The 12,159-nt window shown below is 67.6% G+C and carries 12 protein-coding genes; 6 read left to right on the forward strand and 6 right to left on the reverse strand.

What is annotated here, in order from left to right; all coding sequences use genetic code 11:
- Positions 1–11: 11 nt before the first annotated feature.
- From aroC to ACV22V_RS24920, 3 genes are all read right to left on the reverse strand, one after another.
- Positions 12–1,112 (reverse strand): chorismate synthase, encoded by a 1,101-nt coding sequence (gene aroC / locus ACV22V_RS24910; protein WP_059524168.1) that lies wholly within the window; start codon positions 1,110–1,112, stop codon positions 12–14.
- Positions 1,113–1,311: 199 nt separating this feature from the next.
- Positions 1,312–3,246, reverse strand: coding sequence for an MFS transporter (locus ACV22V_RS24915; RefSeq protein ID WP_448015795.1), 1,935 nt, complete (start codon positions 3,244–3,246; stop codon positions 1,312–1,314).
- Between the two features lie 139 nt (positions 3,247–3,385).
- On the reverse strand, positions 3,386–3,847 hold the full coding sequence (locus tag ACV22V_RS24920) for a CBS domain-containing protein (RefSeq protein WP_059524164.1): 462 nt from the start codon (positions 3,845–3,847) through the stop codon (positions 3,386–3,388).
- Between the two features lie 158 nt (positions 3,848–4,005).
- Here ACV22V_RS24920 and ACV22V_RS24925 point away from each other — a divergent pair, with 158 nt between their 5' ends.
- Positions 4,006–4,323 carry an Mpo1-like protein gene (locus ACV22V_RS24925; RefSeq protein WP_059524162.1) on the forward strand — a complete coding sequence of 106 codons (318 nt, stop codon included), beginning with the start codon at positions 4,006–4,008 and terminating at the stop codon, positions 4,321–4,323.
- 18 nt (positions 4,324–4,341) lie between these two features.
- Here the strand turns inward: ACV22V_RS24925 and ACV22V_RS24930 are convergent, their stop codons facing one another.
- Positions 4,342–5,673: a YihY family inner membrane protein gene (locus tag ACV22V_RS24930; protein ID WP_059690911.1), complete on the reverse strand. Its 1,332-nt coding sequence runs from the start codon at positions 5,671–5,673 to the stop codon at positions 4,342–4,344.
- A 142-nt stretch (positions 5,674–5,815) separates the two neighbouring features.
- Here ACV22V_RS24930 and wrbA point away from each other — a divergent pair, with 142 nt between their 5' ends.
- From wrbA to ACV22V_RS24950, 4 genes are read left to right on the forward strand one after another with little or no spacing between them, the layout of a single operon-like run.
- The gene (gene wrbA / locus ACV22V_RS24935; RefSeq protein WP_448015796.1) at positions 5,816–6,436 is read left to right on the forward strand and encodes an NAD(P)H:quinone oxidoreductase; all 621 of its coding nucleotides are present in this window, start codon (positions 5,816–5,818) and stop codon (positions 6,434–6,436) included.
- Positions 6,433–6,825, forward strand: a complete 393-nt coding sequence (locus ACV22V_RS24940) for a DUF2069 domain-containing protein (protein WP_059697762.1) — start codon at positions 6,433–6,435, stop codon at positions 6,823–6,825. The genes wrbA and ACV22V_RS24940 overlap by 4 nt, the downstream gene beginning before the upstream one ends.
- A gap of 20 nt (positions 6,826–6,845) precedes the next feature.
- On the forward strand, positions 6,846–8,267 hold the full coding sequence (locus ACV22V_RS24945) for an FAD-binding oxidoreductase (protein WP_448015823.1): 1,422 nt from the start codon (positions 6,846–6,848) through the stop codon (positions 8,265–8,267).
- Positions 8,268–8,292: 25 nt separating this feature from the next.
- On the forward strand, positions 8,293–9,120 hold the full coding sequence (locus ACV22V_RS24950; RefSeq protein WP_059690907.1) for a metallophosphoesterase: 828 nt from the start codon (positions 8,293–8,295) through the stop codon (positions 9,118–9,120).
- Positions 9,121–9,176: 56 nt separating this feature from the next.
- Here the strand turns inward: ACV22V_RS24950 and ACV22V_RS24955 are convergent, their stop codons facing one another.
- Both ACV22V_RS24955 and ACV22V_RS24960 read right to left on the reverse strand, forming a co-directional pair.
- Positions 9,177–9,335 carry a hypothetical protein gene (locus ACV22V_RS24955; RefSeq protein ID WP_175908214.1) on the reverse strand — a complete coding sequence of 53 codons (159 nt, stop codon included), beginning with the start codon at positions 9,333–9,335 and terminating at the stop codon, positions 9,177–9,179.
- Between the two features lie 125 nt (positions 9,336–9,460).
- Entirely contained in the window at positions 9,461–10,402 is a 942-nt protein-coding gene (locus ACV22V_RS24960) for a LysR family transcriptional regulator (protein WP_059524150.1), read from the reverse strand.
- Between the two features lie 157 nt (positions 10,403–10,559).
- Here ACV22V_RS24960 and ACV22V_RS24965 point away from each other — a divergent pair, with 157 nt between their 5' ends.
- Complete coding sequence (locus ACV22V_RS24965) at positions 10,560–12,152, forward strand: efflux transporter outer membrane subunit (protein ID WP_448015797.1); 1,593 nt, start codon at positions 10,560–10,562, stop codon at positions 12,150–12,152.
- The last annotated feature ends 7 nt before the right edge of the window (positions 12,153–12,159 follow it).

Below are 12,159 nucleotides of genomic sequence, written 5' to 3' on the forward strand. Positions count from 1 at the left end.
GCCCGGCTGCCTCAGGTCGCGCTGCCCGCGATCTTCGGCGTCGGCGTCTCGACGTCGCCGCACTGCGCGCGATGGCGCAGCGCATGGTCGATCAGCACCAGCGCGAGCATCGACTCGGCGATCGGCGTCGCGCGAATGCCGACGCACGGGTCGTGGCGACCGAAGGTTTCGACCGTCGCCTCTTCGCCGGACTTCGTGATCGAACGGCGCGGCGTGCGGATGCTCGACGTCGGCTTGATCGCGATCGACACGGTGATGTCCTGTCCCGTCGAGATCCCGCCGAGCACGCCGCCCGCATGGTTGCCGACGAAGCCGGCCGGCGTCAGTTCGTCGCCGTGCACCGAGCCGCGCTGCGCGACGCTGTCGAAGCCCGCGCCGATCTCGACGCCCTTCACCGCGTTGATGCTCATCATCGCCTTCGCGATGTCCGCGTCCAGCCGGTCGAATACCGGCTCGCCCCAGCCGACCGGCACGCCGGACGCAACGACGTCGATGCGTGCGCCGATCGAATCGCCGTCCTTGCGCAGCGCGTCCATGTAGGCTTCCAGCTCCGGAACGACCGCCGCGTTCGGCGAAAAGAACGGGTTCTCGCGAACGTGCGACCAGTCGACGAACGGCACGTCGATCTCGCCGAGACCGCTCATGTAGCCGCGCACCTCGACGCCGAAACGCTCGCGCAGCCATTTCTTCGCGACCGCGCCCGCGCCGACGATCGGCGCGGTCAGACGCGCGGACGAGCGGCCGCCGCCGCGGTAGTCGCGGATGCCGTATTTCTGCCAGTAGGTGTAGTCGGCATGGCCGGGTCGGAACGTCTCGACGATGTTGCCGTAGTCCTTGCTGCGCTGGTCGGTGTTGCGGATCAGCAGCGCGATCGGCGTGCCGGTCGTCACGCCTTCGAACACGCCGGACAGGATCTCGACCTCGTCGGCCTCTTGGCGCTGCGTCACGTGCCGCGACGTGCCGGGCTTGCGGCGATCGAGTTCGATCTGGATGTCGGCTTCGGTCAGCCCCATTCCCGGCGGGCAGCCGTCGATCACGCAGCCGATCGCGGGACCGTGCGATTCGCCGAAGGTCGTGACAGTGAAAAGCGTGCCGAGGGTATTGCCGGACATGATGGAACCGCCCAAAGAGAATTGGACAAACCGATGCGCTGCCTGGACCGCTGGCAGGCCGATCGTTTGCCGGTCGAGAAAAAGAAGTAAACCGCTATTATGCCAGCCGTCCCGTGCCCGCGGGCCGCGTGAACCGTTCAGACCACACGGGCCGGCCGCGCGGGCGGCCCGGCGCGATGCCGCCCCGCCCCGCCCCTGCTCACTTTCGCGCGCCGCGCAACTCGGTCACCGCGGCTTGCAACGCCTCGGGCGTCGCAACCGAGGCCGGGATCGGCTCGCCGACCGCGAGCGTCAGCCGGCTCATCACGCCGCGCTTGATGGGTCGCGGCATACGCGCATCGGTATGACGAGAGAAATAGCTGCCCCACAGCCCGCGCAACGCCATCGGAATCACGGGCGCCGGCGTACGGCTCAGGATTTCGGTGATGCCGTGGTGGAACGTGTTGATGTCGCCCGTCTTGGTCAGCTTGCCTTCCGGGAAGATGCAGACGAGTTCTCCATCCTTCAGCGCGGCCTCGCACGCGTCGTACGCACGTGCGAGCATGTCGGGATCCTCGTGGCGCGGCGCGATCGGAATCGCCTTTGCATGCCGGAACACCCAGCTCGCGAAGTGCGTCTTGAAGATCCGGTGATCCATCACGAACCGGATCGGCCGCGGGCTCGCGGCCGCCAGCACGAGCGCATCGACGTAGCTCACGTGGTTGCATACGAGCACGGCCGCGCCCTCTTCCGGGATCCGCTCCGCATGCACGAGGCGAATCCGGTAGAACGTGTGCACCAGCACCCACGCGACGAAGCGCAGCAGGAACTCCGGAACGAGCAGGTAGATGTACGTCGCGACCACGACGTTCAACAGCGCGGTGACGAGGAACAGGCCCGGGATGTCGACGCCGGCCTTGGTCAGCCCCATCGCCATCATGGCCGACAGGATCATGAACAGCGCGTTCAGGATGTTGTTCGCGGCGATGATCCGCGCACGATGGGTCGGCGCGCTGCGACTCTGGATCAGCGCATACAGCGGCACGCTGTAGAAGCCGCCGAACATCGCGAGCAGGAACAGGTCGGCCAGGATGCGCCAGTGGCGCGCGCCGGCCAGGAATTCCCCGACCGACAGCAGATGCCCGGGCGACGGCAGCGCGCGGCTCGCGAAATACAACTCGATCGCGAACACGCTGATGCCGATCGAGCCGAGCGGCACGAGGCCGATCTCGACGCGCCGCTGCGACAGCCGCTCGCACAGCAGCGAGCCGAGGCCAATCCCGACCGAGAACGTCGCGAGCAGGACCGTGACGACGTCGGGGCTCGCGGACAGCACGTCCTTCGCGAAATTGAAGAACGACGTGAGGAACGTCGCGCCGACGAACCACAGCCACGAGATGCCGAGCAGGCTCAGGAACACGGTGCGATTCTGTCGCGCGAGCCCGAGGTTGCGCCACGTCTCGCTGAACGGGTCCCAGTTGATCACGAGATCGGGCTGCGGCGCCGGCGTCGGTGGCACGCGCTGCGCGACGAGCCGTCCCGCGAGCGCGATGACGACGACGCTGACGGCCAGCACACGTTCACCGTTGCCTTCGATGCCCGCGGCCGCACCGCCGATGATCGTGCCGATCAGGATCGCGATGAACGTGCCCATCTCGACGAGGCCGTTGCCGCCGACCAGTTCGTGGTCGCCGAGATGCTGCGGCAGATACGAATACTTGACGGGGCCGAACAGCGTCGAGTGCATCCCCATCATGAACGTGCACAGATACAGCAGCGTCGCGCTGTGCGTGACGAAGCCGGCCGCGCCGACCAGCATCAGCACGATCTCGAAGGTCTTCACGAAGCGCGTGAGCGTCGCCTTGTCGTATTTGTCGGCGATCTGGCCGGAGGTGGCCGAAAACAGCACGAACGGCAGAATGAAGATCGCGGAAATCAGGAACGCGGCCGTCTTCGCGTCGACGCCGGAGAAACGCGCGGTGTGATAGGTGACGAGCGAGGTGAATCCGATCTTGAACACGTTGTCGTTCAGCGCCCCGAGGAACTGGGTCGTGAAGAACGGTGCGAAACGGCGCTGACGCAACAGGTCGAACTGCGACGCGTGGGCGCGCCGTTCGCCGCGCGACGCGGAAGAGACTTGCGTGTGATCGCTCATGCGGAATACGCGCGCATCGTCTGGGCGAAGCTGCGCGGGCCTTGTGTTGTTGTCGAAAAAACGGCGGCGCAGGCTGAACCTGCGCCGCCGTGCGCCGAGTGGCAGCGCCCGCGCGTCATGGCACCGGGCGCGACGTGTTTCACGGCTTCTGCGCTTCGGCTTCCGATTCGGATTCCGGCCAGTCGCGGATGTACGCCTTCAGCATCCGGTTCTCGAAGCTTTGCGCCTCGACGACCGTCTTCGCGACGTCGTAGAACGAGATGACGCCCATCAGCACCTTCTTGTCGAGCACCGGCATGTAGCGCGCGTGGCGCTCGAGCATCATCCGGCGCACTTCGTTGACGTCGGTTTCCGGCGTGCACGTGAGCGGCTCGTCCATCACCTTGCGCACCTGCACGTCGCCGATCGCGCCGCCGTTCACGTGGAGGCGCAGGATGATCTCGCGGAACGTCAGCATCCCGACGAGATCGCCGTACTCCATCACGACGAGCGAACCGATATCGTGTTCGGCCATCGTATCGACCGCTTCGCGCAGCGGCTTATCGGGCGTCACCGTAAACAGCGTGTTGCCCTTCACTTTCAGAATATCGCTGACGCGCATCGTAGTCCCCTCATGCTTGAATGCAAATCCGCTTTCGATCCTATCGGAAAGCCTGTCAAAAGGAAAGCGCGGGCCCGCGCGGCGCGGCCGCCCCTGCTTGCGGACGCGAGCCGCCCGCCGCACAATGACTCCATCGACAGCGGCCCGAGGAGACGGCCATGGCGCATACGCATACGGACCAATTCGCCAGCTTCGCTGACTTCTACCCGTATTACCTGAACGAACATCAGAACCTCACGTCGCGGCGGCTGCACTTCATCGGCTCGCTCGGCGTGATCGGCTGCGTCGCGATGGCGATCGCGACGGGCCACTGGCCGTGGCTGCCGGCGGCGGTCGTATGCGGCTACGGATTCGCGTGGGTCGGACACTTCTTCTTCGAGAAGAACCGCCCCGCCACGTTCCGGCACCCGATCTACAGCCTGATGGGCGACTGGGTGATGTTCAAGGACATCTGCACCGGGAAGATCCCGCTGTAACGTCCGCCCGGCGGCGCGTCACGCCGTTTTCGGCGGCCGCGCGTGCGGGTCGGGCGCCCCGCCGGGCACAGGCCCCGGCACGGTCTCCGCCGGCGGCACGCCGGTGAGCCGGTGCTCGGCGATCAGCGACGCAAGCGATACGTCGAACCGGTCGTTCGACAGCACCTCGAGCAATGCCGCCCCTTCGACGTGGCTGCGGCGGCGCTGGAGCTGGTAGGTCAGTTCCGTGCGGTCGATCACCAGCACGTCGAACAGCTGAGCCAGCGTCAGGTGCTCCGGATTCGCCAGCAGGATGTAGCTCGGCGCGAGTTCGCCGCTTTCCAGCCGCGCGATCCATTCCCGCTCCTCCATCGTCAGCAGCAGCCGCTGCGCGGTTTCCATGTCGCAGCGCAACATGGTCGCTAGCCGCATCGCCGTATAGCCCGCCTTGCCGACCGCGCGCGCCTCGGCCAGTCTCGCCAGCAGTTCGAGCGCGTCGAGCAGGTCGCTGCCCGGATAGTGGATGCGATGGAACTGGCCGACGCGAATCGCCGGCAGTGCGGACGCCACCATCGCGCCGAGCAGCGCGATGAACCAGCTCAGGTACACCCATAACAGGAACACCGGCAGCGCCGCGAACGCGCCATATACGGCCGTATAAGTCGGAATGCGCCGCACGTAATAACCGAAGCCGCGCTTCGCGAGCTCGAACGCGATGGCCGCGAACAGCCCGCCGATCACCGCGTCGCGCCATGCGACCGTGCAGTTCGGCAAGTACACGTACAGCAACGTGAACGCGAGCACGGTCAGCGGCAGCGACACGAATGCGAGCAGCCATTCGACGATCGACGTCGACGGCGCGGCGCCGGTGAACGCCAGCGACTGCGTAAACAGGTACGACGAGATCGACAGGCTCACGCCGAACAGCAAGGGCCCGAGCGTGATCAGCGCCCAGTACGCGAGCACGCGCTGCGCGAACGGCCGCGGCTTGCGCACGCGCCAGATCAGGTTGAACGCGGACTCGATCGTCATCATCGTCATCACCGACGTGACGACGAGCGCGATCAGGCCGGCCGTCGTCAGCCCCTTGGCCTTCGACGCGAACTGGTTCAGGTACTTGAAGATCTGGACGTTGAACTGCGCGGGCATCAGGTGATCCGCGAGGAACCCCTGCAGCGAGATCTGGAACGATGCGAACATCGGGAACGCGGTGAACAGCGCGAACGCGACCGTCACGAGCGGCACGAGTGCCAGCATCGTCGTGAACGTGAGGCTGCCCGCCACTTGCGGGATGCGATCCTCGGCGCTGCGCCGGGCCGCGAACTGCGCGAGGCGCTTGAGGGTGTCGAGATCGACGCTCAACTTCGGCAAACGGCTTCTCCTTCTCGATGGCGCGCGCGATGGCGCGCCGCCGCCGCGCTGCGCGACGACTTCAGCCCCTATAATAGCCGCTCGATCCAGCAGGGGCCGACTGCACCGGGCATGCGCGCGGCCGCACGCGGCTCCGCCGCCCATGAAAGACATTCTCGTCCTCTATTACAGCCGTCACGGCGCCACACGCGATCTCGCGCTCGCGATCGCGAACGGCATCGACAGCGTGCCCGGCATGCAGGCCCGCATCCGCACGGTGCCGCCCGTCTCGACGGTCTGCGAAGCCACCGCCCCGGACATCCCCGACGACGGCCCGCCCTACGCGGAACGCCGCGACCTCGAGGAATGCGCGGGCCTCGCGCTCGGTTCGCCGACCCGCTTCGGCAACATGGCCGCCTCGCTCAAGTATTTCCTCGACGGCACGACCCCGCAATGGCTGTCGGGCGCGCTGACCGGCAAGCCGGCCTGCGTGTTCACGTCGACCGGCAGCCTGCACGGCGGCCAGGAATCGACGCTGCTGTCGATGATGCTGCCGCTGCTGCACCACGGGATGATGATCGTCGGGATCCCGTACACGGAATCCGCGCTCAGCACGACGCGCACCGGCGGCACGCCTTACGGCGCATCGCACGTGTCGCAGCACGATCGCAGCGCGACCGACGGGCTGTCGGCCGACGAAAAGGCGCTCGCGGCCGCGCTCGGCGTGCGGCTCGCCCGCGCCGCGGCGGCCCTGTCCGCCGCGCAGGCCACCGAAGCCGCATGAACATGCCCGCCCGCCCCGCCGTCGCCGCCCGGCCGCGCTACGCGCTGGCCGCGGCCACATGCCTCGTCGCGCTGATCGCGCTGTCGCTCGCGTGGGAACTGTGGCTCGCGCCGCTGCGCCCGGGCGGCTCGGCGCTGATGCTCAAGGCCGTGCCGCTCGCGCTCGCGCTGCCCGGCGTGTGGCGGCGTAACATCTATACGATGCAGTGGGCGAGCATGCTGATCCTCGTCTATTTCGCCGAAGGCATCGTGCGCGGCATGTCCGACCGCGGGTTGTCCGCGACGCTCGGCTGGTGCGAGACCGCGCTCGCCGTCGGCTTCTTCGTGGCAGCGCTTGCGTACGTCGCGCCGTTCAAGCGCGCGGCGAAGCGGCAGCGCGCCGCGTCCTGACCCTTACGCGACCGAACGTGATGATTTCTTCCGAAGCCTTCGTATCCGCCTGCCGCGACGCGATCGGCGCCACCTACGTGCTGACCGATCCGCACGATACCGAGCCGTTCCTGACCGACTGGCGCCGCCGCTACAAAGGCAGCGCGTGCGCGGTGCTCAAACCGGCCGATACGGCCGAAGTCGCCGCGCTCGTCCGGCTCGCGAACACGCATGGCGTCGCGCTCGTGCCGCAGGGCGGCAACACGGGCCTCGCCGGCGGTGCGACGCCCGACGCGAGCGGCGACCAGGCCGTGCTGAGCCTCGCGCGCCTGAACCGCGTGCGCGCGCTCGATCCGCACAACAACACGATCACGGTCGAAGCCGGCGTGATCCTCGCCGACGTGCAGGCACGCGCCCGCGAAGGCGGCCGGCTATTCGCGCTGAGCCTCGCCGCCGAAGGCAGCTGCACGATCGGCGGCAACCTGTCGACCAACGCGGGCGGCACCGCGGTGCTGCGCTACGGCAACGCGCGCGAGCTGTGCCTCGGGCTCGAGGTCGTGACGGCGCAGGGCGAGATCTGGGACGGCCTGCGCGGCCTGCGCAAGGACAACACGGGCTACGACCTGCGCGACCTGTTCATCGGCGCCGAGGGCACGCTCGGCATCATCACGGCCGCGGTGATGAAGCTGCATCCGCTGCCGGCCGCGCAGGTCACCGCGCTGGCCGCGCTCGAGTCGCCGCACGCGGCGCTCGACTTCCTCGCGCTCGCGCAGCGCGCGGCCGGCCCGCTGCTGACCGGCTTCGAGCTGATGTCCGATTTCTGCATGCAGCTCGTCGGCAAGCACTATCCGCAACTGCGCTATCCGTTCGACCGCACGCATGCGCAGACGGTGCTGCTTGAACTGTCGGACAACGAGAGCGAAACGCATGCGCGCGCGCTGTTCGAAAAACTGATGGAAGAAGCATTCGAGGCCGGGCTCGTGGTCGACGCGGTGGTCGCGGAAAATCTCGCGCAGTCGCGCGCATTCTGGGACCTGCGCGAACACATCCCGCTCGCGCAGGCCGACGAGGGACTGAACATCAAGCACGACATCGCGGTGCCGATTTCATCGATCGCGCGCTTCATCGACGAAACCGACGCGGCGATCCAGCAAGCTGCGCCCGGCGCGCGGATGGTCACGTTCGGCCACCTCGGCGACGGCAACCTGCACTACAACGTGCAGACGCCCGAAGGCGGCGACCCGAAGGCGTTCCTCGCGGAATTCCAGAAACCGATCAATCGTATCGTCTACGACAACGTGCACCGCCACCACGGCACGATCAGCGCGGAGCACGGGATCGGCCAGTTGAAGATCGACGACGCCCAGCGCTACAAGTCGCCGGTCGAAACGGCGCTCATGCGCACGCTGAAGACCGCGCTCGACCCGCGCGGGCTGATGAATCCCGGCAAGGTCCTGCGCTGAAGCCCCCCACCCCGGAGCGATGTCCATGAGAGTCCGCGTCCTGTCCGACCTGCATCTCGAAAGCAACCAGCCCGACACGATCGCGCACGCCGACGCGGATCTCGTCGTGCTGGCCGGCGACATCCACAATCACGCGGAAGGCCTGCGCTGGGCCGCCGAAACGTTCGCCCCCGATGTGCCGGTGATCTACGTGCCGGGCAACCACGAGTACTACGACGGGGAATTCGGCGCGCTCGAAACCGCGATGCGCGACGCCGCGCAGGCGATCGACAACGTGCATTACCTGAACAACGGCGTGTACGTCGATCCGGCACAGCGCTTTCGCGTGCTGGGGACGACGCTGTGGTCCGATTTCTCGCTGTTCGGCGCCGACGAGGCGAGCATCGCACGCGCGATCGACGCCGGCATGCGTGTGATGCTCGATTTCAAGGGTTTGATCCAGGTGACGTGGCCGCACGATGCGGCATTGCATGCGGCGGAGGCGCCGGAGCGGGATTTCACGCCGGCCGACGCGATCGCGCTGCACCGGCAAGGCCGCGCGTGGCTGGAAGCACGGCTCGCGACGCCGTTCGACGGCCGCACGATCGTCGTCACGCATCATGCGCCGCACCTGCGCTCGCTCGCCGAGCGTTACGCGGAAGACCTGGCGTCGGCGGGATTCGTCACGGACATGGCGGAACTCGTGCGGCCGCCCGTGGACCTGTGGATCCACGGCCACACGCATACTTCATTCGATTACGTGACCGACAGCGGCACGCGCGTGGTGTGCAACCCGCGCGGCTATATCCACCGGCGCACCGGCGAACTGGAAAATCCCGCGTTTGCGTGGGACAGAGTGGTCGAACTCGGCTGAGCGCCGGGCCATCCGGCCGCGTGATGCGGCCCTTCCCGATCCGAAAGGCCGCCCGATCAGCGATCGGCGCGGCGCGATCCGTTCGCCGACGGGCGTACCCGCACCGGCGCCGGCTTCATCCGTGCCTTCATCGCGCGCAGCAGATCGCGCGTCGCCGCGGCGGCAGCAGCCGCACCAAGCAGAACTCCAAGGCCGATCATCAGTTGCGTATCCATTGCGACTCCGGGTATGGGCAGATCCAAATCTCTCTGATTTGAACAGTATCAAACTGTCCGCCGTCCGAGGGTAAAAAAATGTTGCGCGAAGGACAAATCTCGTCAGATCGGGCTCGACCGCGCGCTCATGTCGCAGCCGTGAACTGCGCGAGCGCGGCTTCGTCGGCTTCGAGCGTGGCCGGCAACTCATCGCGCAGAAAATCGACCCAGGTGCGGATTTTCGCGTCGAGATACTGGCGCGACGGATACAGCGCGTAGATGTTCATCACGTGCGACCGGTATTCGGGCATCACGCGCACGATGTGTCCGCTGCGCAGCCCGCCGATCGCCGAATAGAGCGGCAACCCGCCGATCCCCATCCCTTCCCGCACGGCCACCGCGAGCGCCTCGGCGACGTTCACGCGGAACGGCGGCGCCGTGATCGGAATCACCTCGTCGCCGTGTGGCCCCGACAGCGACCACTCGTCGAAGTGAAAGCCCGGCGCGACCATCCCGAGACAGACGTGGTGCTCGAGATCCGCGGGCGTCCGAGGCACGCCGTGCGTGTCGACATAGCCCGGCGACGCGCACACGACGCTGTAGCTCTCGCCGAGCCGCTGCGACACCAGCCCCGAATCGGGCAGGTCGCGGCCGACGACGATCGCGACGTCGTACCCCTCGTCGAGCAGGTCGGGCATCCGCTGCGCGAGCGTCAGCTCGACGTGCACGTCCGGATAGCGCTGCCGATAGCGCGCGATGGCCGGCACCAGGTAGTGCTGCCCGAGGCTCGTGAAGCAATGGACCTTCAGCTTGCCCGACGGGCGCGCGTGCGCGTCGCCCGCTTCGGCTTCGGCCTGGTCGACGTACGCGAGGATTTGCTCGCAGCGCTGCAGGTAGCGCTCGCCTGCCTCGGTCAGCGCGATCCGGCGTGTCGTCCGGTTCAGGAGGCGCGTGCGGAGGTGCGCCTCGAGATCCGACACGGCGCGCGATGCATAGGCGGTAGTCGAATTCATCTGCTGGGCGGCCGCGGTAAAGCTTCCCGCGTCGACCACACGGACGAATACCCGCATGTTTTGTAACGTATCCATCCCATTACCCGTTTGAATCCGGAGGGATTGTTGCACAGGGGCGAACAAATATTATCTCAGGATTCGTAAAAATGACTTGCACCCTTGTCCATTTATTCAGGAATCACTGAAAAATATAATCGCATCCGACTCATCTATATCCGAAAGGGAGAAAATCGTGCGGTCTCCGGCAACAAAAGGGACGCTGGCACTGGCGGTTCTTGCAGTCTCATTAATAATGGCCGGATGCGCGAGCATGGGCGACAACAAGCCGCAGTCCGCGCGCATCGAAGCGAACACACTCGATGCCGGTGCCGCCATCCGCGCGGCGGACCACGACGCGGGCTGGCCCGCGTCCGACTGGTGGCGCGCGTACCGCGACCCGCAACTCGACGCGTGGATCGCCGCCGCGCAGGCCGGCAACCCCACCCTCGCGGCCGCCGAGGCCCGCGTGCGCGAAGCGCAGGCGATGGCGCGCGTGGCCCGTTCGGCGGAACTGCCGCAGATCAACGGCAACCTGTCGCTGATGCGCCAGCACTGGCCCGACAACGTGTACTACGGCCCGGGGCCGCTCGCCGACACCGACACGTGGAACAACACCGGCACGCTCGGCCTGTCGTACCACCTCGACCTGTGGGGCAAGGACAAGAACGCGACCGAGCGCGCGCTCGACACCGCGCATGCAACGGCGGCCGACGCACGGGCGGCGAAGCTCGAGCTCGAGGTCAACGTCGTGCGCGCGTATGTCGGCATGTCGATGAACTACGCGCTGCTCGATCTCGCGCACGAAACGTTCGAACGTCAGCGCTCGCTGGCCGATCTCGCGCGCAAGCGCCTGCAGGCCGGCCTCGGCACGCAACTCGAAGTCAGCCAGGCCGAATCGACGCTGCCCGACTACGAGCGCCAGATCGACAGCTATGAAGAAGCGATCCAGCTCGCGCGCCACCAGCTCGCCGCGCTCGCGGGCAAGGGCCCGGGCGCCGGCGATGCGATCAAGCGGCCGAGCCTGTCGCTCGACGCGCCGGCCGGCTTGCCGTCCGCGATGCCGGCCGACCTGCTCGGCCGCCGCCCGGACGTCGTCGCGGCCCGCTGGACGGTCGACGCGCAGGCACGGGGCATCGATGTCGCGAAGGCCGCGTTCTACCCGAACATCGATCTGCTCGCGACGGTCGGCGGCTTCGGCGTGACCGCGCCGTTCACCGACTTCCTGCGCGCGATGAACGGCGGCTGGACGGCCGGCCCCGCGCTGTCGCTGCCGATCTTCGAAGGCGGCCGCCTGCGCGCGCAACTCGGCGCGGCCGACGCCGGCTACGACCAGGCGGTCGAGCGCTACAACCAGACGGTCGTCGGCGCGCTCAAGGACATCGCCGACCAGGTCGTGCGGATCCGCTCGCTCGATACGCAGAAGAAGGACGCCGCGCGCTCGGTAGCCGCCAACGACCGCAGCTACCAGCTGTCGCGCGAAGGCTTCCGCCGCGGCCTGACCGATTACGTGAACGTGCTGGTCGCGCAACAGCAGCTGCTGCGCGCGCAGGAAACGGCGGCCCGCATCGACGCAGAGCGCCTCGCCGCGCACGCGCAGCTGATGGCCGCGCTCGGCGGCGGCGTCGAGCCGGAAACGGACGTTCAGGCCGGCCATCCGCCGCACGACGAATCCGCCGCGAGCGCCGCCGCGCCGGCCGCCGCATCGGGTGCGAAGCCCGTCGCGGCCGCCGCTCGGCCCGCGCGGGTCGCAACCGCCGGCGCGACCGCCACGCCGGCCGCACGGTAACGCGGAG

The organism is Burkholderia sp. AW33-5, assembly GCF_053427615.1.

What these genes read in the sequence shown, in the direction of transcription:
- ACV22V_RS24950 (WP_059690907.1), top strand. Translation starts at nt 8,293, where the DNA reads ATGAGAGTCCGCGTCCTGTCCGACCTGCATCTCGAAAGCAACCAGCCC.
- wrbA (WP_448015796.1), top strand. Translation starts at nt 5,816, where the DNA reads ATGAAAGACATTCTCGTCCTCTATTACAGCCGTCACGGCGCCACACGC.
- ACV22V_RS24920 (WP_059524164.1), bottom strand. Translation starts at nt 3,847, where the DNA reads ATGCGCGTCAGCGATATTCTGAAAGTGAAGGGCAACACGCTGTTTACG.
- aroC (WP_059524168.1), bottom strand. Translation starts at nt 1,112, where the DNA reads ATGTCCGGCAATACCCTCGGCACGCTTTTCACTGTCACGACCTTCGGC.
- ACV22V_RS24940 (WP_059697762.1), top strand. Translation starts at nt 6,433, where the DNA reads ATGAACATGCCCGCCCGCCCCGCCGTCGCCGCCCGGCCGCGCTACGCG.
- ACV22V_RS24955 (WP_175908214.1), bottom strand. Translation starts at nt 9,335, where the DNA reads ATGGATACGCAACTGATGATCGGCCTTGGAGTTCTGCTTGGTGCGGCT.
- ACV22V_RS24925 (WP_059524162.1), top strand. Translation starts at nt 4,006, where the DNA reads ATGGCGCATACGCATACGGACCAATTCGCCAGCTTCGCTGACTTCTAC.
- ACV22V_RS24945 (WP_448015823.1), top strand. Translation starts at nt 6,846, where the DNA reads ATGATTTCTTCCGAAGCCTTCGTATCCGCCTGCCGCGACGCGATCGGC.
- ACV22V_RS24915 (WP_448015795.1), bottom strand. Translation starts at nt 3,246, where the DNA reads ATGAGCGATCACACGCAAGTCTCTTCCGCGTCGCGCGGCGAACGGCGC.
- ACV22V_RS24960 (WP_059524150.1), bottom strand. Translation starts at nt 10,402, where the DNA reads ATGGATACGTTACAAAACATGCGGGTATTCGTCCGTGTGGTCGACGCG.